The organism is Fretibacterium sp. (assembly GCF_057312375.1).
Window position 1 is genome coordinate 1 of record NZ_DBHLDX010000016.1, and the last position, 20905, is coordinate 20905.

Here is a 20905-nt window from a genome sequence, read left to right on the forward strand (position 1 = left end):
ATGAGCAAGACGGTGCGCCTGGCGTCGGGGGCCCTCGTCCTCCTCGCCGCGCTGGCTGCGGGCGGTGTCGACGGCGTCCTGGCCAGCGAGATCGCGGACGCGATGCGCCTCGTGTTGGGGGAGCTTCGGTCGTGAGCTACCGCCATCGCCGGCGCGTGGACTGGGACGAGGAGATACGCAAGACGGAGCGCATCCGGCGGCGGGGCCTCTTCACGAGCCTCTTGAGCTTTGCTGTGGCCGCCGCGGTCCTCATCGGGGTGAACCGCACGGGCGGCGTGGACATCAGCGTCCCCCGCCGGGTGATCTCCATCGCCTGTATCGTCGTGGCCTGCTTCGTGCTGCGCGTCACGATGCGCCACCGCGCCCGCGTGGTGCGTGAGCGGCAGGAGAGGGCGCTTCAGGAACGCATCGAGGAGGAGAGGGAGGAATGACGACCCTGGCCCTGAGGTCGTCCTCCGAGGGAGTGACCCGGAACCTGGGGCGGCTCCTCGGCCGGGTCCTGAGGCCGGGGGTCACGGTGCTCCTCCGGGGGGGCCTGGGCGCGGGCAAGACCGTGCTGGTCCGCGGCGTGGGCGACGCGCTGGGGGCGAAGAGCGTTCGCAGCCCCTCCTTCACGCTGGTCAACGAGTATCGGACGCCGGGCCTGCTGCTGGTCCACGCGGACCTCTACCGCCTGGACGCCGCTGGCGCGGACGCCCTGGGGCTTGAGGAGTACGCGGGACTGCCGGACGCGGCGCTCCTGGTGGAGTGGCCGGACCGCTGGTCCTTCCCCCCGCAGGAGGACGTCCTGGACATCCGCATCGAGGCGCTGGACGAGGGCGCCCGGCGGCTGTCCCTCAGCGCGGCGGGCACGAGCGCAGAGAAACTGCTCCAGGCCTTCGCGGAGGCGGTGCGGGCCGGGTGTCCGGGCGTCGAGGTTGGGGAGGGGAATTGATGAGAGGTCGCGTGTTGGCGCTGGACTGCAGCCTGAGGTTGACGGGGGTGGCGCTGGGCGAGGAGGGGCGGGAGGTCGCCTCGGAGGCGCTGGACCTGGGCCGGCGCCAGGCGGCGGAACTGCCGCTCATGGTGGCCCGCCTCCTGGAGGGGGCCGGCTGGTCGGTGCGGGACCTGGACCTCGTGGCCGTGACCAGCGGGCCGGGCTACTTCACGGGCATCCGCGTGGGGGCGGCCTACGCGGCGGCGCTGGCCTTCGGTCTGGGCGTGGGGCTGGTGCCCATCCCCTCGCTTGAGATGTTGGCTTTGTCCTGCCCGGACTGCACGGCATCCCTGGCCCTGGTCTACGCCGGACGCGGCTTCGTCTACGCGGCGTCCCACGGCGTGCCGGAGGGCTGTCCCGCCGGGGAGTACGGGGGAGAGTTCGTCGCGGAGTGGATGGCCCGTCACCCTGGGGTCCAGGCCATATCGGACGATCCGCAGCGCGCCGCCAGGGCGGCGGAGTTGACCTTCCCCATCCAGGCGGTGCGGCCCGACGTCCGGGTGCTAACCGGCGCAGCCTGGGCCCGCCGGGATCGGGCCATTGACCCGAAGGATCTGAAGGTGGCCTACTGCCGCGCCCCCCAGGGGACGGAGTGAGGAGCCCCGCCCCTCGCGGGGCCGACGGGCTTACGTTTATTTATCGAGGGTTTTCAGAGTTTGGAAGTTTATAGGAGGGAACGCGATCGTGGCGACGCTGGAGATCACGAAGGCGAATTTTGACGACGAGGTCGTTAAGTCGGAGAAGCCGGTGCTCCTCGACTTCTGGGCGGAGTGGTGCGGCCCATGCCGGGCGCTCGCCCCCGTGGTCGAGGAGATTGCGGCGGAGACGGAAGCGGTCAAGGTCGGGAAGGTCAACGTGGAGCGGGAGATGGAGCTGGCGCGGCGTTTCGGCGTAAGCAGCATCCCGACGCTCATCCTGTTCAAGGGCGGTGAGGTGGCGGAGCGCACCGTGGGCGTGCAGCCCAAGGCGGCCATCCTCGGGATGCTGGGCCTGTAGGTGGAGAAATGGCGATCGGGCGAGACCGTCCCCCTGGGGCGGCATCGCTTCGTCCCAGGCCGGTGTCCGTGCCCGGACCTCAACCCTTGCGGGCTGGTATAATAGTTGCGTTCATGGGCCCATGAGGCCCGTGCGAGGACTGAGTTGAGGCTTTAGAGGGAGGTCGTCTTATTGTGAGACGTTCTTTATGCGCGTTGGCCCTGGTGCTGCTCGTGGCGATTGCGGCCTTTGCCGCGCGGCAGGAGTTCCAGCGCTTTTCGGTGGACATCCCCGAGGGGTGGTCGGCGCGGGATATGGGCAACGGCACGGTGGCGATCCTGGCCGACGACCGGTCGGCGTCGGTCAGCGTGACGGTCAACAGCCTGGGGACCTCCACGCTGGAGGAGACGGCCCAGGCCATAGCGAAGGCCCTGGGCGGGACGGACCCGACGGTGGATGAGGACGGGGATTGCCGCTTCACCTTCTGGAACGGCGGCGTGGAAACGCAGGCGTTCCTGACGGGTGGGGAGGAGGAGTACATGATGCTGGCCGTCACGGGACAGAACGACGCCCTGGCGGGCATCCTGGGGACCATCGAGCTCCACTGAACCGGACGCGGCGTCTTGCCGCCGGAGGCTTGCGGCCACTGCGTCCTTGACATCCGCTTGGCAAAGGGGTTATACTGCCCTTAACATTCAAATATACGTTTGAATGATTAAGCGAGCCGCAGGCTCTTGGGGGAGGCGTTGAGCGATGAGGAAGAGCTACAGGATCGAAGTGGACTGTCCGAACTGCGCGAACGAGATGGAGGAGGCGGCGCGGAGGACGCCGGGCGTGAAGGACGTTTCCGTGAACTTCATGGCGCTCAAGATGAGCGTGGACTTCGATGAGGGGTGGAACCCTGCGGACGTGATGGAGGAGGTTCGTCGGAACTGCAAGAGGGTCGAGGACGACTGCGAGATCTTCGTTGACTAGCTGCGCAGTAGGCTGTCAGGGGGTGGGCTTATGAGCGGAAAACAGAGGAGGAACCTGGTCCGCATCCTCGTTGCCTCGGCCATGATGGTCGCGCTCCACTTCGCGCCGGCGCGGGGCCTCCTGCGCTTTGTGCTGTACCTCGTGCCGTACCTCGTGGTGGGGTACGACATCCTCATCAAGGCGGTGAAGGGCCTTGTCCGCCGCCGCCCCTTCGACGAGTGCCTGCTGATGGCCGTGGCCACGGTGGGCGCCATGGCGCTTGCCGTGTACGAGGACGGGGACTACGCGGAGGGCATCGCGGTCATGCTGTTCTACCAGGTGGGCGAGTGGTTCCAGAGCTACGCCGTGGGCAAGAGCCGCCGCAGCGTCAGCGCCCTGATGGACATCCGCCCCGACCACGCGAACGTCGAGCGTGACGGCCGGCTGGAGCGGGTGGACCCGGAGGACGTGCCCGTGGGGACGGTCATCACGGTGCTGGCGGGGGAGCGCGTGCCCATCGACGGCGTGGTGGTCGAAGGCAGCTCCAGCCTCAACGCCAGCGCCCTGACGGGCGAGAGCCTCCCGCGGGACGTCACGCCGGGGGATGGGATCGTGAGCGGTTGTGTCAACGGAGGCGGGGTGCTGCGCGTCCGGACGACGAAGGAGTTCGGGCGGTCCACCGTGTCCCGCATCCTGGAGCTGGTGGAGGACGCAGGCTCCCGAAAGTCGCGGTCCGAGGCGTTCATCTCGCGCTTCGCGCGGGTCTACACGCCAGCGGTCGTGCTCAGCGCCCTGCTCCTGGCCCTCCTGCCGCCCCTCGTCCGCGTGGCGGCCATGGGACTTGAGCCAGCCTGGGGCAGTTGGGTCTACCGCGCCCTGACCTTCCTCGTTGTCAGTTGTCCCTGCGCCCTGGTCATCAGCATCCCGCTCTCCTTCTTCGCGGGCATCGGCGGCGCGGGGCGCGCGGGCGTGCTCGTCAAGGGATCGAACTACCTCGAGGCGCTGTCCTGGACGCGGACCGTGGTGTTCGACAAGACGGGCACCCTGACGAAGGGCGTCTTTGAGGTGACGGCCGTCCATCCGGAGAGTCTGGACGAGAGGGGTCTGCTGCACCTGGCAGCTCACGTGGAGCGCTACTCCACGCACCCCGTCGGGAACTCTCTGCGTCGAGCGTACCCCGACGAGGCGGACGACTGCAGCGTGGAGGACGTGCAGGAGGTGGCGGGTCAGGGGGTCCGGGCCCGGGTGAACGGACGGACGGTCTGCGTCGGGAACCCGACGATGATGGAGTCCGTGGGCGCGGCGTGGCACCCCTGCAACAGGTGTGGCACGATCATTCACGTGGCCATCGATGGGGAGTACGCCGGTCACGTCGTGATCGCGGACGTCGTGAAGCCCCACGCGCGGGACGCCATCGCCGAGCTGCGCCGGGCCGGGGTGAGGCGCACGGTCATGCTGACCGGGGACGATCAGGGGACGGCGGACCTCGTGGCGCGCGAGCTGGGCCTGGACGAGGCCTGGGGCGGCCTCCTGCCCGCGGACAAGGTGGCGCGGGTCGAGGCCCTCATCGAGGAGGGCCGCGACGGAAAGCTGGCCTTTGTGGGCGACGGCATCAACGACGCGCCGGTTCTGGCGCGGGCGGACGTCGGCATCGCCATGGGGGCCATGGGGTCGGACGCGGCCATTGAGGCGGCCGACGTCGTGCTGATGGACGACGACCCGCTGAAGATCGCGAAGGCCATTCGGATTTCGCGCCGGTGCCTCGGCATCGTCCGCCAGAACATCGCGTTCGCCATCGGCGTCAAGCTCCTGTGTCTGGCCCTGGGCGCGCTGGGGTATGCCAACCTGTGGTTCGCCGTCTTCGCGGACGTGGGCGTCATGGTGCTGGCGGTGCTGAACGCCATGCGGGCGCTCTTCGTGAGGAACCTTTAAGGCACACGACGCGGACGGCTCTTCGGAGGGACCTCGACAGGGGTCCCCCTTTTTTCTTGAGAAATTCGGCTCAAAATAAGGTAGAATAATAAAACAAAACCCATGGACGGCTGGCGCGTCCTGCCGTCCGCGGGAGCTTAAATTTTCAGGCGGCGGCGGCCGTCCGACGCGGGGAGTGACCCTTGTCCCATGAGGATACGCAGTGTTTGGAGGGCCGGAGCGGTCCTTCTGGTCCTGTTGACGTTAGTGCTCTCCCCGGCCCGCCGCGGCGCGGCCGCGCCGGCGCCGCGCACCGTCAGCGTGGTGATCTTCCCCACGCTGAACACGACGGGCTTTGAGGTTTGGGAGAGCAAGTACTACCCCTACAACGTGCTGGAGCGGCGGATGTCGGAGTACCTGGAAACGCTCTACAAACGTTCGCCCCTCATCGAGGCGAGGATCCTGGACGAGTCGGGGGTCAATCAGTGGCTGGCCGGGTCGCGGCGGGGCGACGACATGGCGGTGCAGATGGAGCTCTGCGAGGCGGTCCTGAAGGAGCGGCGCGCGGTGGGTAGCGTGGAAACGGGGCGGGTGCAGCTGCGCCTGCGGGTCTATGACTCCGCCCACGTCAAGCAGGTCGCCGTGCGCAGCACGGAGGGCGCCGACCGACGCTTCACGCTGGACTCGCCGGAGGGTGCTTTCTGGCTGGACGCGGCGGCGGTGTCCCTGTTCGTCCCCTTCAAGAACGGGCTGGACCTCTTCGGCCTCACCGAGGGGAAGGACCGGGGGCAGCGGATGAGCCGTCCCACCTGGGATCAGTTCCGCTCCACCTCCCACTGGCAGGCCGTCAAGAACGCCATCGACGAGGCCTATCGCCAGTCCATGGCACAGATGATGAACGTCATCCACAGCAACGAGCCGCAATCCGCCAGCATGGCGAACGACACCTTCTCGCCCACCTTCTCCACCGTCGGCCGCATCCTGGCCCCCACGGCCCGCTCCACGCGCCGGCGGCGCGAGTACATCATCTCGTTGGGCGGCATGGCCCAGGGCTCGCAGGACTCCGTGAGGGTGGGGGAGGTTCTGGACGTAGTCCGCAGTGACACCTACGTCACCGTGGACCCGGAACACCCCGTGGCGGTCCTGCCGGAGGTCATCGGGAAGGTGAAGGTGATCCGCGTGTACGATCTGAACGCGGTGGTTCGCGTCATCAAGGACAATAAAAAGGAACCCATAGCCCTTAAGGATATGGTGATCAAAAGGACCGGAGTTTCGGGGAGGCGCTGATGGCCGTGATGTGGAAACTGTTTTCGTTGAACGGCAGGTCGTTCCGCCGCGCGGCGGGGGCGGCGCTGCTTCTGGCGGGGGCGCTGTGCGCCGCGCCCGTCCCGGCACGGGCCAACGGCAACGCATCGGCGGACGCCCCGGCGCCAGCCGAGCCCGCTCCGAAAGAGGCGGAGGCGCCCGTCCGGAAGGCCGTGCGCAAGGCCCCTCTGAAGAAGGCGAAGCCGAAGGCCGTGCGCAAGCCGGCGCGAAAGACGGCAGCCCTCAGACCGGCGGTCAGCGCGCTGGAGCAGGGCATCGCCCTCATGGAGCAGGACCGCTGCTCCGCGGCGCTGCCGTGGCTGCGCCGGGCCCTTCAGGAGAACCGCCGGAGCGCTGCGGCGTGGTATTGGTACGGCCTGTGCCACGAACGGACGGGGCAGTTCTACGAGGCGCAGTACTTCTACACGAAGGCCCTGGAGTGCGACCCGGCTTTCGAACCCCTCTCCCGCGTCGTCGTCTACCCCGGCGACGGGTCGAAGACCCCCCTGTGGGACCCAAAGCGCCCCGCACGGGTCTACTCCATCCCCACGAACGCCCAGGGCATGGCCACGATCCCACCGGACGCCCCCCAGGCTCGAAAGCTGCCCACCCGTCCGCCCCTCGACCCGCAGCTGCCCAAGGTCCCGCTGTACGTGCCGCCGGAGCCGGGCGCTCAGCCCGCGGACGGCGATGCGTGGCAGCCTTCCTTGTACGTGCCCCCGACGAGGGGCAGCGCGCTGGAGGCTGGAGAGGAGCAGCCCGCGTACCTACCGCCCCCCGCGGGCGCCCTGCCGGGCACGGTGGAGGAGCCTGCCGCGGTCGTGCCCCTGCCGGACGTCCAGCCCGTCTACCAGCCGGGCGTGGGCGTGACGCAGGTCCCGGTCGGTGTGATGCCGCAGGTTCAGGGAGGTGGCGCGCCGGTCTACCAGCCGCCCCAGCCCCAGGCCGAGCCGGAACAGCCGAAGCCCGCTCCGCGAAAGCCCCGGCCGAAGAGGAAGCCGGCGCCCAAAAAACAGGCTCCGGTCAAGGCTGAGGCGGCTCCCCTCAAGGCTGCGAACGCGCCGGAGGAGGAGCCCTCGGTGCGGAAGGCCCCGGAGCTTCCTGCGCCGGAGCCCGTGACGATCCTGCCCCGCACGGCGTCCCCGGATCGGGCGGCTGCTGCAGAGCCGTCGGCCCCGGCGTCGCCGGAGTACCTGCCGCCGGTGGGGCAGAGGGTCGAGGGAACCCAACCGCTTCCCCCCGTAGGGCAAAAGGCCCCGGACGAGGATTCCAAGATTCAGTAGCGGTCAAACTTAAAGAAGGAGTGACGATCGGTGAAAGACCTGAGAAGGGAGTTTTGCGCGATCCTCGCGCTGGCGCTCGCCCTGACGGCTCTGTCCGCCGGCTCCGCGTCGGCGGCCCCGATGGGGGCGATGCTGGTCCATCAGCCCGCCTACGATGGGATGAGCTTTTACGTCTATCAGCCCGCCGGCATCCCAGGCGGCTGGTACGTGACCTACGACAGCTATCCCGTCTGCAGGGGCCGGGACGGCGTCTGGCTCTACGGTGCCGTGAACGGAGCCGCCATCGTCCCCACCACCTGCGTGGTGGGCTCCGTGCATCCCTCGGTGGCTGGGCTCGTCCCCTGGGGAGGCGTCGTGCCGACGGCGGCCGTCGTGCTGCCCTCGCCGTGTGCCCCCGTTGCTGTGGTCCCCGGTCCCTGCGCGGGCGTGCCGGTCGTCCCGGTCGTCCCGACGGTCGTCCCACAGCCTGTCGTGGTGCCGGTCTGTGAGCCGGCGCACCCCATGCCGGCGACCTTCCTGACCATCGGGGGATGGCGCTGCAGCGTGGATCGTATCGGCATCCTGAGGAAGCCGGCGATCCCCGTGGCGTGGCTGGGCAATCGCCCGCAGGTCATCTACGCCTGGACGGGCCTCGCGTGGCGTCAGCTGAACGTGAGGGATGGCGACAACCCCCTGTCCGTCCTGCGCAACAACGCCTACGACCTGGCGCGGGCTGCGAACCGGGAGAGGTGTGGCTGGAACAACTCGGACACGGCCCTCCTGATTCGCTATGCTGCGATGTGGGGCTACGGCTGGATGGGGCAGATCCCGCTGGAGAGGTTTTGAGAGGGCCATGCGGTCGCGTTTAGGGCGCTTTGTCCCCGGCGGGGCGCTTCTGGCCCTCGTCCTGACGGCCCTGGCCCCCGCGGAGGCGAAGGTGTACGTGACGGAGCCCCTGCTGGTGGCCCAGCCCTCCTACGCGGGGATGCAGTTCTACGTCTTCCGGCCCTACAACATGCCGAAGGACTGGTACGTGACCTTCGATGGTTTCCCCGTCCGAAAGAACCCGGACGGCGTTTGGGTCTACGGGACGTCGAACGGGCCGAACCTCACGCCGACGAACTACATCGTGGGCTCCGTCGTGCCCTCCATGGCGGGCATCGTCCCCTGGATGCAGCCCGCGCAGATCTCCGAGCTGCGCAAGCTCCCTACCCCCGAGATGATCGCCGTGCGGCAGTCCGCCCCACCCGCCTCGAAGCTGGCCGCCGGGCAGGCCCACTCCACCTGGATACCGGACTGGACCTACAACTCGCGCTTCATGGCGGTGGGGAACTGGAAGGGCAGCGTGGACCGCATGGGGGTGCTGCACAATCCCGCCGTGCCCATCGCCTGGCGCGGAACGTACCCGAAGGTCATCTACGCCTGGACGGGGCGCAGTTGGTATCAGATCAAGCCGAAAGAGTACCAGAGCCCGCTGGGGGCGCTGAAGGCGGAACTCTACAGCCTGGTGCGGATGGTGAAGCACAACCGGTTCACCTGGTACGAGGAGGACATGCCCGTCCTGGCCCAGCAGGCCACGGCGTGGGGGTACTACTGGATGGGGGAGGTCGTTCCGGAGCAATGAGAGCCAAAGGGATGAAGGTTGCCCTCCTTGCGGTGGCTCTGGCGGCGGCGCGGGCCTCCGTCCCCTACGCGCCCCCCGCGGTGATCAACGAGGCGGACTGCCCCAGCGCCTTTGCGATGGACGTGCGTCCCAGGCGCAACCCCGGCACCGTGGGGTCCGTGACCGCGGACGGGTATCCCGTGCTGCTCCGCCCCTCCGGGGCGGCGTGGTACGTCATGCCTCAGGGGATGTCCCTTCCGGCCCCCGCTATCCTGCGGGGCTACCCCGGTGCGGACTTCTCTCCGGGTCCCGGTCCCGCCGCAGTCCCCCTCCCGGCCCCGGCCTATTAGGGCGGGGCCGGGAACGCGATATTTTCTCGCGATCTTCCGGATGAAGCAATGAAAGGTGGTGATTTTTATGTTGGGTGCGATCGTGGGAGACATCGTGGGGAGCCCCTACGAGTTCGACCGCAACAACGTCAAGACGACGGATTTCCCCCTCTTCTCTCCCTCCTCGAGGTTCACGGACGACACGGTGATGACCCTTGCCGTGGCCCAGGCCTTGATGGACGCCATGCCAGGTAGGGGAGAGAAGACGGACGAGGCGGTACTGGAGGCGGCCCTGGTGCGGCGGATGAGGGAGTTCGGCAACCGTTTCCCCTATGCGGGGTACGGTGCCCGCTTCTCGATGTGGCTCACCATGCCGGACCCGAAGCCCTATAACAGCTTCGGCAACGGCTCCGCCATGCGGGTCTCCCCCGTGGCGTGGGCGTTCGACGACCTGAGGGACGTGGAGCGCTATGCGGAGGTCACAGCGCGGGTGTCCCACAACCACCCCGAGGGCATCAAGGGCGCCCAGGCGACGGCCTCAGCCGTCCTGCTGGCGCGTTACGACTGTTCTCGCGACACGCTGCGAAAATACGCGGCGGCCTGGTACGGCTATGACATGAGCCGAACCACGGACGAGATCCGTCCGGGCTATCACCACGTGGAGTCCTGCCAGGGGACGGTGCCCGAGGCCCTGACGGCCTTCCTGGAGGCCGAGAGCTTCGAGGAGGCCCTGCGCCTGGCCGTGTCCCTCGGCGGCGACAGCGACACCCTGGCGGCCATCACCTGCTCCATGGCGGAGGGCGCGTGGGGCGTGCCGCCGGAGATCGCGGCGCGGACGGCCGACCTTCTGGACCCCTTCCTTCGGGGCGTGCTGGACCGGTGGGAGGCCTGGCGCGCCAGCGCCTTGCGGAGGAGTTCCCTGGACATTTAAGGGCCACCCGAGTGTTTCTTTAACGTGAACGTGGGGCTACGCCCCAATTTCTGCGCGCCCGCAGGCAGTGCCTAAGGGCGGGTGCGCAGGGAAATTCAGGAAAGGAAAGAGATGTCGTATGGCAAAGAAAGGCGCCGTGTTTCAGCTGACCGCAGAGGAGCGGGACCCTTATTCCTTTGAGTTCACCGTGGGGCGTCACAAGCTCCTGATGAGCCGCACGATGAAGTCGGAGGACCTGCCGGTGTCGGGCTTCTGCCCTGTGGACTTCCTGATGGCCGGCATCGCGGGCTGCGTGGGGATGACGATCCGCGACCGATTGGAGGCCCGTGGCATCGCCTTCAGCGGGCTGCGGCTCGAGGCGGCGGGAACGCGTACGGAGGATTGGGAGAAGAACGGCCTGAACAGCGTCAGAACGAAGGTGTTCGTCAAGACGGACGCCCCGCTGGATGAGGTGGAGGCGGCCGTGGCGGACGCGGAGGCCTCCTGCACGGTGCGCAGCACCATCGCGGACCCCCCGGCCTTCGAGACGGAAGTCGTCCTGGAGAGGCCGGAGGCGTGAGCGTCATGAGCGCGATCAAGAGGGGGATCGGCCTCCTTGCGCTGGGTCTGTCCCTGGCGGTCGTCCTGCTGGCGCTCCCCGCCGCGGCGGCCTGGGACGCTGCGGGCCGCTGGCTGATCGAGGGCACGGGGTACGGCGAGAAGTCGCCCGTGCGGCTCAGGCTTGCGCTGGACGGCTACATGGACCTCAAGACGGTGACGAGCGGCGACGCGCGCTTCGTCACGGGCTACGACCTCAACATGCGGCTGGATACGTCCCGAGCCGGGGTCAAGACCTGGACGGAGGAGATTCACGAAACGCTGCGTATCCCCATTCCCCTGCCGTCCCTGGCCCCCACCGTGAATGAGCCGTTCAAACTGCCCGCCTTTAGGGCGGATGGGTTGACCTACGCCGTCACGCTGACGTCCGCCACGTCGGGGACGGTGGACATCTACGGGACGATCGACCTGGACGTCCTGGGCCGGACGGAGGTCAACTCCAAGAGCGCCGTCTGGAAGGACGGCACCAGGCGGCCGGACCTGGACGACGACCTCAAGAGCGGCTGTAGTGCGGGGACGCCGTTCCTCGCCCTGGCGCTTCTTGCGCCGCTCGCGGGCGTCCTGCGCAGGCGGCGGTAGATCGACGAGTGGGGCGCGCGTCCCCGTGACCTTCGGTCGCGGTCGGACGCGCGCCCCGTATTTTTTTGGCGTTTTTCGGCCCTTTCGTGTACAATTATCTGGATATAGCCTGAACATTATCGTGATGAGCGCGTCCTCGTCCTCCTCGTCGTACTGCCGCGGAGGGTGAGGGCAGCCCTTCGAGGAGGCGGGGACGGGGTGGCGGAAACGGCGGCGGAGCACTCCATGCTGAAGAAGGTCTTGAACTACTCGGACGTGGGCGTTGCCATGCTGATGGTCCTGGTCGTCGTCATGATGGTGATCCCCCTCCCGACGTGGCTCATCGACGTCCTGCTCTCGGCCAACATCACGCTCGGCGTCGTCACCCTGCTGGTGACCTTCTACGTCAAGCGGGCGCTCGACCTCTCCGTGTTCCCGACGCTGCTCCTGATCGTCACCCTGTTCCGACTGGCCCTGAACGTTTCCACCACGCGCCTCATCCTGCTGAACGGCTATGCGGGAGAGCTGATCCTGGCCTTCGGAAACTTCGTGGTGGGGGGCAACTACGTCGTGGGCGTCGTCATGTTCCTGATCCTCGTGATCATTCAGATGCTGGTCATCACCAAGGGCGCGGAGCGCGTGGCGGAGGTGGCGGCCCGCTTCACCCTGGACGCCATGCCGGGCAAGCAGATGTCCATCGACGCGGACCTGAACTCCGGCCTGATCGACGAGCAGGGCGCCCGGACCCGCCGCCAGGAGATTCAGAAGGAGGCGGACTTCTACGGGGCCATGGACGGCGCCTCGAAGTTCGTCAAGGGGGACGCCGTGGCAGGGCTGATCATCACGATGATCAACATCGTTGGGGGGCTGTCTATCGGCGTCTTCATGCGGGGCATGCCCCTCGAACGCGCCGCCCAGGCCTACAGCCTCATGACGGTGGGGGACGGCCTGGTGGGGCAGATCCCGGCGCTGCTCTTCTCGACGGCCATGGGCGTCATCGTGACCCGGGCGGCCGCGGCCTCGGAGCTGGGGCCGGACATCGTCCAGGCCTTCACGCGCTACACCCGGCCCCTCTACCTGGGGTCCGCGATGCTCTTCGCCCTGGCCATGATCCCCGGCCTGCCGACGGCGCCCTTCCTGATGCTGGCCCTCCTGACGGGGATAACGGGCTACATGGTGGGGCGCGAGGAAACGGCCTCCGCCGTGGAGGCCTCCCTTCCCGCGGGCGCGGCAGGAGCGCCCGCACCGGGCGTCGGCGCTCCAGCCGGGGCTTCAGCTTCCGCAGGGGCTCCCGACGCGGCGGAGCCCAAGGCCCCTCCCGCCTCCCCGGAGGAGGTCATGAAGCTCCTCACGGTGGAGCCCATGGAGGCGGAGATCGGCTACGCCATCATTCCCCTCATCGACCCCGCCCAGGGCGGCGACATGCTGGACCGGATCGGGACCATCCGCAAGCAGATGGCCGTCGAGATGGGCATCGTCGTCCCCCCCATCCGCATCCGGGACAACATTCAGATCAAGCCCACGGAGTACATCCTGCGCGTCAAGGGCGCGGAGGTGGGGCGCGGCGAGCTCCTGCCGGACCACTACCTGGCCATGAACACCGGAGGCGTCGAGGAGGACCTGATCGGCGTTCCGACGAAGGAGCCTGCCTTCGGCCTGCCGGCCCTCTGGATATCCCCGGACCTCCGTGACAAGGCTGAGGCCATGGGCTACACCGTCGTGGACGCCCCCTCCGTGCTGGCGACGCACCTCTCCGAGGTCATCCGCAAGAACGGGGCGGACCTGCTGACGCGGCAGGAGGTCAAGAAGCTGACGGACATGGTGAAGGAGTCGGCCCCCGCCGTCGTGGAGGAGCTCCTGGCCTCCCTGTCCCTCGGCGAGATTCAGAAGGTGCTCCAGAACCTCATTCGAGAGCAGGTCCCCATCCGGGACCTGGTGACGATCTTCGAGGCGCTGGCGGACTATGGCAAGGCGTCCCGTAGCGTGGACTTCCTGACGGAACGGGCGCGCGAAGCCTTGTCGCGGCTGATCTCCCTCAAGATCCAGGGGCCGGACGGCGTCATCACCGCCGCGACGCTCTCCCCCAACTGGGAGCAGCGGATCATGGCGGGGGTGGACGGCGACCTGGCGCGGGGCTGGCAACTCAACATGGACCCCCGCGACGTGCAGAAGATGATCGCCGCGATCTCCCGCGCAGCGGACGACATGGTGATAAAGAACCTGCCCCCGGTCCTCCTGGTCCACCCGGACGTGCGCCTCATCGTCCGCCGGCTGATCGAGGGGTCGATATCGAACGTTTTTGTGGTATCGTACAATGAGATCGTGCACGGCGTGCAGATCAAGACGGTGGGCATGGTGGAGTAGGCCGGGGAAACAGAAGCGCCGGCGCGGCGTTTAACTTCGGTAGATTGCAGGGACGGTGGGGACGGACGATGCGGGTGGTCAATCAGATTACTTTCGAGGCGAAGGACGACGCCGACGCGATGCGCCTGGCCGTGGAGCGGCTGGGGCCGAACGCGGTGATCTTCTCCACGCGCACGGTGAGGACCGGGGGCGTGTGGGGCTTCTTTCAGCGCACGGCGCTTTTGGTGACCGCCGGGATCATCGAGGACAGCGCGGAGGAGGGCAAGGCAAAGCCCAAGCCCCGGACGAGGGAAGCGCGCGACGACGGCGAAACGAGGCGTGAGAACCTGATCGCCTTTCAGAAGCTCATGGAGTTCAAGGACAGGACGTCGGGCGGCGCGGCCAGGGCCCCGGTGGGGGAGGAGGGATACCGCCCCCAGGGAACGGGCGCCGTGCCGGAGGGTGACCGCGTGCAGATATCTCAGGAGGGGCTGCGCAGCGCCTACGGGCTGAAGCAGCCGGATGCCGCGCCCTCGGTCCCCGCTCCGGACCCCTCTGCGACGCCCCTCTCCGCGGGGGACGCGAAGAAGCTGATGGACGAGGTGGGGGCCCTCTCTCAGCGCGTGGAGGCCCTCTTTGCGCGGTTGGCCGCGGGCGGGGAACAGGCCCGGCCACAGGCCACGGAGGCTCCGGCCCCAGCGGCCCCTTCGTTTCATGCGGGGCTTCCAGCGGCTCCCGTCGCCGAGGAGGCTGGGCTGAGCGCCGCGGATCGGGAGATCGAGCAGCGCCTGCGAGCCTCGGAGGTGGACGAGAAGTACGTCCGGAAGCTCCTGACCGACTACGGCGCCACCGACCGTTCTCAGCCCTTCACGGACTGGCTGGCCTTGCAGATCGCCTGCTCCGGGGACGACGGCGGGGACGCCGTGGGAGGGCGTAAGGTGATGCTGCTGGGTTCCACGGGGGTCGGGAAGACTACGACCATCGCCAAGCTGGCGGCCATTCAGGCGCTCCTGGAGCACCGCAGCGTCCTGCTCCTCACGAGCGACACCTACCGCATCGCCGCGGTGGATCAACTGCGCACCTATGCTAAGATATTGGGGGTGCCCATCGAGGTCGTCTTCGAGGCGGAGGCGCTGGGGTCCATCCTGAGCGGGCACGAGGGCGCCGACCTCGTCCTGCTGGACACGGCGGGGCGCGCCCAGAGGGATGCGAGGACCCTTGAGGTCTTCGAGTCCCTCTACGACGCGTTTCAGCCGGACGCGGTGCATTTGGTGCTGGCAGCGAACATGAAGTACCGCGACATGCTGGACGTGACGAGGCGTCTGCCCGACATCCCGATCTCGCACCTGCTCTTCACCAAGCTGGACGAGACGGTTAGCTATGGGGCCATCTTCAACGTCCAGCAGGAGATGGGGCTTCCGGTGTCCTTCCTGACGGCGGGGCAGAACGTGCCGAAGGACATCGAGGTGGCTACGGGCGCCCGCATCGCGGATTTCCTGATGACGCCGGAAGGGGAGCGCCTGACGGCATGAACGCTGCCGGGGATCAGGCCGGGGAGCTTCGCCGCCTCGTCGAGGAGAAGCGTCAGGCCATCCGCCGGCGGGGCCGCCTGCGGACCGTCGCCGTCCTCAGCGGAAAGGGGGGCGTGGGAAAGAGCAACCTGGCGCTGTCCATGGCCTGCGCCATGGCGGATCGCGGCAGGCGGGTCGTCGTCATGGACGCGGACCTCGGCCTCGCGAACCTGGACCTCCTCTGCGGGGTCAGCCCGCAGCACAACCTGTCGCACCTGGTGGAGGGCAGCCGCGGCCTGACGGAGGTGCTGACGCCCGTTCCGCGGGAGGAGCGCGTGACGCTGCTGTCGGGGGGCGTGGGCTTGAAGGCCATGGCGGACCTCGACGACGACGCACTGCAGCGGGTGTTCGGCGCGCTGGAGGACCTTGAATCCCGTGCGGACGTGCTGATCCTGGACACGGGGGCGGGCATCCACCACGGGGTGCTGGCCTTCGCTCATGCGGCGGACCTGACGCTCCTGGTCACGACGCCGGAGCCCACCTCGGTGCGGGATGCCTACGGGGTCATCAAGTCCCTGGGGCCTGCGGAGGCGGGCAGAGAGCTCCTGCTGGTCGTCAACATGGCGAGTAGCAGGGCGGAGGCGCTGGACGTGGCGGACCGGATCCGCAGGGCGTCCGCGCGGTTTTTAGGGCGCTCTCCTTCCTACCTGGGCTGCGTGCTGCGGGATGCGTGCGTCGAGCGGGCGGTGCGCGGCCGAGGGATATTCTACCGCGCCTCGCCCTACTCGTCGGCGTCGCGCTGCGTCGGAGAGCTGGCGGAAGCGCTGCTTCAATGGGGAGAGGAGAGGACGGCGCCGCCCGAAACGAGGGGGCTGAGGTCCTTTTTTGCGAGGCTGGCACGGGGCTTTTTCATGGAGAAATGACGATGGCGACAGAACAGGATCAAGACAAGAACTTAAAGCTGATCAACTCCCTCATCGGCGCCAAGGCGGAGTTGAGCTTTTCGACCGGCCTCTACAAGGGAAAGTACGCCTCGAGGCTTGAGGACGTCGAGCCGGCGAAGGAGAACGATGGGCCGCTCTTGGGGATGGCGCACCCCATGTTCAAGGGGGCACTCCTCCCCGTGGCCCGCAGCTTGGAGCTCTCGCTGCGCCTGGAGGGCAACGCCTGCTTCTACCAGAGCCCGGCGGAGATCGTGCGCACGGTCGTCAACGTCCCCATCCCTCTGGTGTGGCTTCGGCTCGGTGCGCCGCTTGAGAGGGTGCAGCGGCGCATGTTCGTCCGCGTGCCCTGCGGGATCAAGGCGCGGGCGTACCTCTTGGAGGTGAACTCGGAGTACGAGGCGGCTGAGGCCGCGAGGCGGGGGGCGCCCCTGCCGGCCCCGACCCAGGCCTGGTTTCCCCTCCTCCTGAACGACATCAGCCTGGGGGGAGTGGGTGCCCTGATCCAGAAGGAGCAGGCGGACATGTGTCGCCTCAGGGCACGCTACCTCCTGCAGATGGCCGTTTCTGGCACGGAGTTCTTCGTCATCTGCGACATGGTGAAGACCCTGAAGGACGAAACGGGGCGGATTTCGGCGGGCCTGGTCTACGAGGGGCTTCCTGCCTTCACGGAGAAGCTGATGGGCGCTTTCATCCGACAGCAGGAATTGAGCGGGCGAGGTTCGTGATATGACGTCTTCTATTGACAGGAGCGGGAGGATCAGGGTGCTGGTGGTGGACGACTCGGCCTTGATGCGGCAGATGTTGAGCGACATCCTGAAGTCGGACCCCCGCATCGAGGTGGTCGGGACGGCACGGGACGGTGTGGACGCCCTGGCGAAGATCAAGGAGCTCAAGCCGAACATCGTGACGATGGACGTCGAGATGCCCAACATGGGCGGCCTGGAGGCCTTGGAGCGGATCATGAAGACGACCCCGCTTCCGGTCATCATGGTCAGCAGCCTGACCCAGGAGGGCGCGGAGACCACGATGAAGGCGCTGTCCCTGGGGTGCGTGGACTTCGTGGGCAAGCCGTCAGGTTCCATCTCGCTGAACATCCGCAGCGTCGGATCGGAGCTGATCGAAAAGGTGGTGGCAGCCAGTACGGCCTCCGTCCGTTCGCTGGCGCGGGGAGTGGGCGGAGCGGAGGCGATGCGGCAGCGGCCCCGACCGCTCCTGGAGTCGCTGGCTGCGGCGCCCCAGACGCCGCGCCCGTCGGCCCGTCGGCGGGAGATCGTGGCGATCGCCTCCTCCACGGGAGGCCCTATGGCGCTGTCCGAGCTGATCCCGAAGCTGCCGGGGAACTTCCCCGTCCCCATCGTCGTCACGCAACACATGCCGCCGGGCTTCACGGCCTCCTTCGCCAAGCGGCTGGACGGAGCCTCGTCGCTGAAGGTGGCGGAGGGGACGGATGGCCTGGAGCTCAAGCCGGGGCTGGTGGTCATCGCGCCGGGCGGGAGCCACCTCATCTTCAAGCGCAGGAACGGTGCGGTGGTGTGCGAGCTCCTGGATGCACCTCCGGTGTTGTCTGTCAAGCCCGCAGCGAATATAATGTTCATGAGCGTGGCGGACGAGTTCGGCGGAAACGCCGTCTGCGTCGTCCTGACGGGGATGGGGCGCGACGGGACCGATGGGGCCACGATCCTGCATCGCAAGGGCGCGTGGGTGATCGCGGAGTCGCAGAAGACCTGCGTGGTGTACGGGATGCCGAAGGTGGCGGCGGAGGCGGGCATCGTGGACGAGGTGCTCCCGTTGAACGAGATCCCCGACGCCCTGATCAGAGCGGTGAAATAACGGCCCGGAGAGCTTTGGCCGAGCTGCCGGACCCTCGACGGAGGCCCGCGGGGGAGGGACGTTGCGTTTTTTGAACGTGCCGGCGTTCCGGCACAGGTTTTTTTGGATATCACGAGTTTGGGGATGGTAGATCATGACGGATATGGACATGAGCCAGTACCTTGGCGCTTTCCTGGATGAAACGGACGACAACCTTCAGAGGCTGGACGACCTCCTGCTGGCCCTGGAGAAGAACATGGTCGATATGGACGTCATCAACGAAATTTTCCGCGCCGCCCACACGCTGAAGGGGATGGCGGGGACCATGGGCTTCAACCAGATGATGGGGCTGACCCATGCGATGGAGGATCGCCTGGACGCGGCGCGCAAGGGAACGAAGCCGCTTGCCGAGGCGGACATCAACCTTCTGTTCTCCGGCCTGGACACGCTGCAGAACATGGTGGACTCCATCCGGAACGGCGGAAACGACGCGCACATCGACGTTTCGCAGATGGTGGCGAAGTTCCGCGGCGAGGCCCCAATGTCGTCCGAAGAACCCGCAGCGCCCGCCGCTGCCGCCGAACCCGCTGCCGCTGCTGCCTCGGAGCTCTCCCAGCAGGAGGCGGAGTGGGTCATGGAGGCCAAGGACCTCAAGATGACGGCCTTCAGCGTTCGCGTCACGCTGAAGGAGAACTGCCTCCTGAAGGCGGCCCGCGCCTACATGGCTGTCAACCGCCTTGAGGAGCTGGGCAACCTCTTCAAGACGGAGCCCTCCGTCGAGGGCCTTGAGAACGAGCAGTTCGACCTCGACTTCATGGTTTACCTCGCCTCCTCCGAGTCCGCGGAGGACATCAAGAAGGCGGTGGAGAAGATCAGCGACATCGCCTCCGCCGACGTGGAGGAGATCAAGGCGGCGCCGGCCCCTGCCCCGGTGGCTGAGGTCGCTGCCGCTGCGCCCCCCCCCGCCGCGGCCCCGACTGCGGCGTCGACCTCCGCCCCTGCTCCTGCCGCGCCTGCGGCCCCTGCTCCTGCAGCCGCGGCTCCTGCCGGCGCCGCAGCTCAGAAGAAGGAGAGCGCGGCGAAGAAGGCCAGCCAGACGGTGCGCGTGGACATCGGCCGGCTGGACAAGCTGATGAACCTGGTGGGCGAGCTCGTGATCAGCAGGGCCCGCATCGAGCGCCTGGTGCAGGAAGCGCGGCTCAGGGAGTTCGACGAGCCACTGTCCCAGCTGGGCCGCATATCGGGCGACATCCAGGAGCTGGTGACGAAGCTGCGCATGGTCCCCGTGTCCTTCACCTTCGACCGATTCCCGCGCCTGATCCGTGACCTCTCCAAACAGCTGCAGAAGAACGTCGAGCTGGTGCTCGAGGGCGAGGAAACGGAGCTTGACCGCACCGTGATCGACGAGATCGGGGACCCGATGGTCCACCTGATCCGAAACTCCATGGACCACGGCATCGAGCGCCCTGCTGACCGCAAGGCACTGGGCAAGCCCGAGAAGGGCACCTTGAAGATCTCCGCCTATCAGGAGGGCAGCGGCGTCGTCATCGAGGTGTCGGACGACGGCGCGGGCATCGACCCGAACCGGGTGAAGGCCAAGGCCGTCGAGCGCGGCATTATCACGCCGGAGCAGGCTGCCTCCATGAGCGACGAGGAAGCCGTCCAGATCGTCCTCCTTCCGGGCTTCAGCCTCTCCAAGGAGGTGACGGACCTCTCCGGGCGCGGCGTGGGGATGGACGCCGTCAAGAGCAAGGTGGAGGCGCTGAACGGACAGTTCGACCTCGTGACGAAGAAGAACGAGGGGACTCACGTCTACATCCGCCTGCCCCTGACGCTGGCCATCGTCCTCTCCCTGCTCATCAAGGTGGGGGATGAAACCTACGCCATCTCCCTCGAAAACGTGGAGGAAACGATCCTGGTCAGGAAGGAGAACATCAAGACGGTGCACGGCGCGCCGGCCACGATCCTGCGGGGCGAGGTCCTCTCCCTGAGCGACCTGGGCGACGTCTTGGGCGCGGACGGCATCGAGCAGGACCGCGAGGAGTACCCCGTCGTGGTGGTGAAGATCGGCAAGAACAAGATCGGCTTCATCGTCAGCGAGCTGATCGGTCAGCAGGAGATCGTCATCAAGTCCCTGGGGAGCTTCCTGTCGAAGATCGACGGGATCACGGGCGGGACGATCCTGGGCGACGGAAACGTGGCGCTGATCCTGGACGTGGCCTCCTTCTACTCCACCAAGGGCTAATGCGGTGAGTGGCCATGCTTGACCTGAGTTCTTTCAACAACATGCAGCTGGACGCTATCCGGGAGGTCGGCAACATCGGCACCGGAAACGCGGCGACGGCGCTCTCAAAGCTCCTTTCGTGCATGATCGACATGGACGTGCCGAAGGCGGAGCTGGTCTCCATCTACGACCTCGCCGGCCATTACGGGGACCCCAATCAGCAGATGGCGGCGGTCTTCGTCCGCTCCCTGGGGGAGTTCAGCTGCAGCCTCATCTTCATCCAGAAGGAGGAGGACGCGGACCTGATGGTGAACCTCCTCCTGAAGCAGCAGTTCGGGGCGGACAACATCCCGAAGGAGCTTCCGCAGGAGATGAGCGATAGCGCTCTGACGGAGGTGGGCAACATCATCCTGAGCTCCTTCCTGAACGCCATCAACCTCCTGATCGGGACGCAGCATCAGATCTCCGTGCCGGGCGTGGCCCACGACATGCTCTCCTCCATCCTGGACGTCGTGGCCTCCATCTTCGGCCAGATGGGCGAGACGGCCCTGATGGTCAACACGGAGCTGAAGGTCGAGGAAACGGGCGACAAGCCGATCTCCGGCAACATCATCATGCTCCCGGACCCGGAAGCCCTTGAGTTGCTTTTGAGAAAGCTGCAGGTGCTCTAAAT

General features: G+C 67.4%; 22 protein-coding genes. All 22 read left to right on the forward strand.

Going from position 1 to position 20905, the window contains the following annotated elements; genetic code table 11:
* Positions 1-131: 131 nt before the first annotated feature.
* The 22 genes from ACO41U_RS04080 (at position 132) to ACO41U_RS04185 (ending at position 20903) form a co-directional block, all read left to right on the forward strand.
* Positions 132-431: a hypothetical protein gene (locus ACO41U_RS04080; RefSeq protein WP_298777574.1), complete on the forward strand. Its 300-nt coding sequence runs from the start codon at positions 132-134 to the stop codon at positions 429-431.
* Positions 428-934, forward strand: a complete 507-nt coding sequence (gene tsaE, locus ACO41U_RS04085; protein WP_485941810.1) for a tRNA (adenosine(37)-N6)-threonylcarbamoyltransferase complex ATPase subunit type 1 TsaE — start codon at positions 428-430, stop codon at positions 932-934. The genes ACO41U_RS04080 and tsaE overlap by 4 nt, the downstream gene beginning before the upstream one ends.
* Entirely contained in the window at positions 934-1572 is a 639-nt protein-coding gene (gene tsaB, locus ACO41U_RS04090; RefSeq protein ID WP_298777578.1) for a tRNA (adenosine(37)-N6)-threonylcarbamoyltransferase complex dimerization subunit type 1 TsaB, read from the forward strand. Before tsaE ends, tsaB begins: the two co-directional genes overlap by 1 nt.
* Positions 1573-1660: 88 nt before the next feature.
* Complete coding sequence (gene trxA, locus ACO41U_RS04095) at positions 1661-1972, forward strand: thioredoxin (RefSeq protein WP_485941813.1); 312 nt, start codon at positions 1661-1663, stop codon at positions 1970-1972.
* A gap of 173 nt (positions 1973-2145) precedes the next feature.
* Positions 2146-2559, forward strand: a complete 414-nt coding sequence (locus ACO41U_RS04100) for a hypothetical protein (RefSeq protein ID WP_485941815.1) — start codon at positions 2146-2148, stop codon at positions 2557-2559.
* Between the two features lie 145 nt (positions 2560-2704).
* Positions 2705-2926: a cation transporter gene (locus tag ACO41U_RS04105; protein ID WP_485941817.1), complete on the forward strand. Its 222-nt coding sequence runs from the start codon at positions 2705-2707 to the stop codon at positions 2924-2926.
* A gap of 30 nt (positions 2927-2956) precedes the next feature.
* Entirely contained in the window at positions 2957-4837 is a 1881-nt protein-coding gene (locus ACO41U_RS04110; RefSeq protein WP_485941819.1) for a heavy metal translocating P-type ATPase, read from the forward strand.
* A 189-nt stretch (positions 4838-5026) separates the two neighbouring features.
* The gene (locus tag ACO41U_RS04115; RefSeq protein ID WP_298777590.1) at positions 5027-6103 is read left to right on the forward strand and encodes a hypothetical protein; all 1077 of its coding nucleotides are present in this window, start codon (positions 5027-5029) and stop codon (positions 6101-6103) included.
* An 8-nt stretch (positions 6104-6111) separates the two neighbouring features.
* The gene (locus ACO41U_RS04120; RefSeq protein WP_485941821.1) at positions 6112-7404 is read left to right on the forward strand and encodes a tetratricopeptide repeat protein; all 1293 of its coding nucleotides are present in this window, start codon (positions 6112-6114) and stop codon (positions 7402-7404) included.
* Between the two features lie 30 nt (positions 7405-7434).
* A complete protein-coding gene (locus ACO41U_RS04125; protein ID WP_485941823.1) occupies positions 7435-8229 on the forward strand; it encodes a hypothetical protein in 795 nt (264 codons plus the stop codon).
* A 7-nt stretch (positions 8230-8236) separates the two neighbouring features.
* On the forward strand, positions 8237-9007 hold the full coding sequence (locus ACO41U_RS04130; RefSeq protein WP_485941825.1) for a hypothetical protein: 771 nt from the start codon (positions 8237-8239) through the stop codon (positions 9005-9007).
* A gap of 11 nt (positions 9008-9018) precedes the next feature.
* Complete coding sequence (locus ACO41U_RS04135; RefSeq protein ID WP_485941827.1) at positions 9019-9336, forward strand: hypothetical protein; 318 nt, start codon at positions 9019-9021, stop codon at positions 9334-9336.
* Positions 9337-9403: 67 nt separating this feature from the next.
* Positions 9404-10246 carry an ADP-ribosylglycohydrolase family protein gene (locus ACO41U_RS04140; RefSeq protein WP_485941829.1) on the forward strand — a complete coding sequence of 281 codons (843 nt, stop codon included), beginning with the start codon at positions 9404-9406 and terminating at the stop codon, positions 10244-10246.
* A 118-nt stretch (positions 10247-10364) separates the two neighbouring features.
* Positions 10365-10805: an OsmC family protein gene (locus ACO41U_RS04145; RefSeq protein WP_485941831.1), complete on the forward strand. Its 441-nt coding sequence runs from the start codon at positions 10365-10367 to the stop codon at positions 10803-10805.
* Between the two features lie 5 nt (positions 10806-10810).
* On the forward strand, positions 10811-11422 hold the full coding sequence (locus ACO41U_RS04150) for a Synerg-CTERM sorting domain-containing protein (protein WP_298777602.1): 612 nt from the start codon (positions 10811-10813) through the stop codon (positions 11420-11422).
* A gap of 198 nt (positions 11423-11620) precedes the next feature.
* Positions 11621-13765 carry a flagellar biosynthesis protein FlhA gene (flhA, locus tag ACO41U_RS04155; protein ID WP_485941833.1) on the forward strand — a complete coding sequence of 715 codons (2145 nt, stop codon included), beginning with the start codon at positions 11621-11623 and terminating at the stop codon, positions 13763-13765.
* Positions 13766-13833: 68 nt separating this feature from the next.
* Positions 13834-15276 (forward strand): flagellar biosynthesis GTPase FlhF, encoded by a 1443-nt coding sequence (gene flhF, locus ACO41U_RS04160; protein WP_485941835.1) that lies wholly within the window; start codon positions 13834-13836, stop codon positions 15274-15276.
* Positions 15273-16178, forward strand: coding sequence for a MinD/ParA family protein (locus ACO41U_RS04165; protein WP_298777607.1), 906 nt, complete (start codon positions 15273-15275; stop codon positions 16176-16178). The genes flhF and ACO41U_RS04165 overlap by 4 nt, the downstream gene beginning before the upstream one ends.
* A 2-nt stretch (positions 16179-16180) precedes the next feature.
* Positions 16181-16924 (forward strand): flagellar brake protein, encoded by a 744-nt coding sequence (locus ACO41U_RS04170; protein WP_298777608.1) that lies wholly within the window; start codon positions 16181-16183, stop codon positions 16922-16924.
* Position 16925: 1 nt separating this feature from the next.
* On the forward strand, positions 16926-18029 hold the full coding sequence (locus ACO41U_RS04175) for a protein-glutamate methylesterase/protein-glutamine glutaminase (RefSeq protein ID WP_485941838.1): 1104 nt from the start codon (positions 16926-16928) through the stop codon (positions 18027-18029).
* A 133-nt stretch (positions 18030-18162) separates the two neighbouring features.
* The gene (locus ACO41U_RS04180; protein WP_485941840.1) at positions 18163-20253 is read left to right on the forward strand and encodes a chemotaxis protein CheW; all 2091 of its coding nucleotides are present in this window, start codon (positions 18163-18165) and stop codon (positions 20251-20253) included.
* Between the two features lie 14 nt (positions 20254-20267).
* On the forward strand, positions 20268-20903 hold the full coding sequence (locus ACO41U_RS04185) for a chemotaxis protein CheC (RefSeq protein ID WP_409152614.1): 636 nt from the start codon (positions 20268-20270) through the stop codon (positions 20901-20903).
* Positions 20904-20905: the final 2 nt, after the last annotated feature.

What these genes read in the sequence shown, in the direction of transcription:
- tsaE (WP_485941810.1), top strand. Translation starts at nt 428, where the DNA reads ATGACGACCCTGGCCCTGAGGTCGTCCTCCGAGGGAGTGACCCGGAAC.
- tsaB (WP_298777578.1), top strand. Translation starts at nt 934, where the DNA reads ATGAGAGGTCGCGTGTTGGCGCTGGACTGCAGCCTGAGGTTGACGGGG.
- ACO41U_RS04105 (WP_485941817.1), top strand. Translation starts at nt 2,705, where the DNA reads ATGAGGAAGAGCTACAGGATCGAAGTGGACTGTCCGAACTGCGCGAAC.
- ACO41U_RS04110 (WP_485941819.1), top strand. Translation starts at nt 2,957, where the DNA reads ATGAGCGGAAAACAGAGGAGGAACCTGGTCCGCATCCTCGTTGCCTCG.
- ACO41U_RS04115 (WP_298777590.1), top strand. Translation starts at nt 5,027, where the DNA reads ATGAGGATACGCAGTGTTTGGAGGGCCGGAGCGGTCCTTCTGGTCCTG.
- ACO41U_RS04120 (WP_485941821.1), top strand. Translation starts at nt 6,112, where the DNA reads ATGTGGAAACTGTTTTCGTTGAACGGCAGGTCGTTCCGCCGCGCGGCG.
- ACO41U_RS04130 (WP_485941825.1), top strand. Translation starts at nt 8,237, where the DNA reads ATGCGGTCGCGTTTAGGGCGCTTTGTCCCCGGCGGGGCGCTTCTGGCC.
- ACO41U_RS04135 (WP_485941827.1), top strand. Translation starts at nt 9,019, where the DNA reads ATGAAGGTTGCCCTCCTTGCGGTGGCTCTGGCGGCGGCGCGGGCCTCC.
- ACO41U_RS04140 (WP_485941829.1), top strand. Translation starts at nt 9,404, where the DNA reads ATGTTGGGTGCGATCGTGGGAGACATCGTGGGGAGCCCCTACGAGTTC.
- ACO41U_RS04145 (WP_485941831.1), top strand. Translation starts at nt 10,365, where the DNA reads ATGGCAAAGAAAGGCGCCGTGTTTCAGCTGACCGCAGAGGAGCGGGAC.
- ACO41U_RS04150 (WP_298777602.1), top strand. Translation starts at nt 10,811, where the DNA reads ATGAGCGCGATCAAGAGGGGGATCGGCCTCCTTGCGCTGGGTCTGTCC.
- flhF (WP_485941835.1), top strand. Translation starts at nt 13,834, where the DNA reads ATGCGGGTGGTCAATCAGATTACTTTCGAGGCGAAGGACGACGCCGAC.
- ACO41U_RS04165 (WP_298777607.1), top strand. Translation starts at nt 15,273, where the DNA reads ATGAACGCTGCCGGGGATCAGGCCGGGGAGCTTCGCCGCCTCGTCGAG.
- ACO41U_RS04170 (WP_298777608.1), top strand. Translation starts at nt 16,181, where the DNA reads ATGGCGACAGAACAGGATCAAGACAAGAACTTAAAGCTGATCAACTCC.
- ACO41U_RS04175 (WP_485941838.1), top strand. Translation starts at nt 16,926, where the DNA reads ATGACGTCTTCTATTGACAGGAGCGGGAGGATCAGGGTGCTGGTGGTG.
- ACO41U_RS04180 (WP_485941840.1), top strand. Translation starts at nt 18,163, where the DNA reads ATGACGGATATGGACATGAGCCAGTACCTTGGCGCTTTCCTGGATGAA.
- ACO41U_RS04185 (WP_409152614.1), top strand. Translation starts at nt 20,268, where the DNA reads ATGCTTGACCTGAGTTCTTTCAACAACATGCAGCTGGACGCTATCCGG.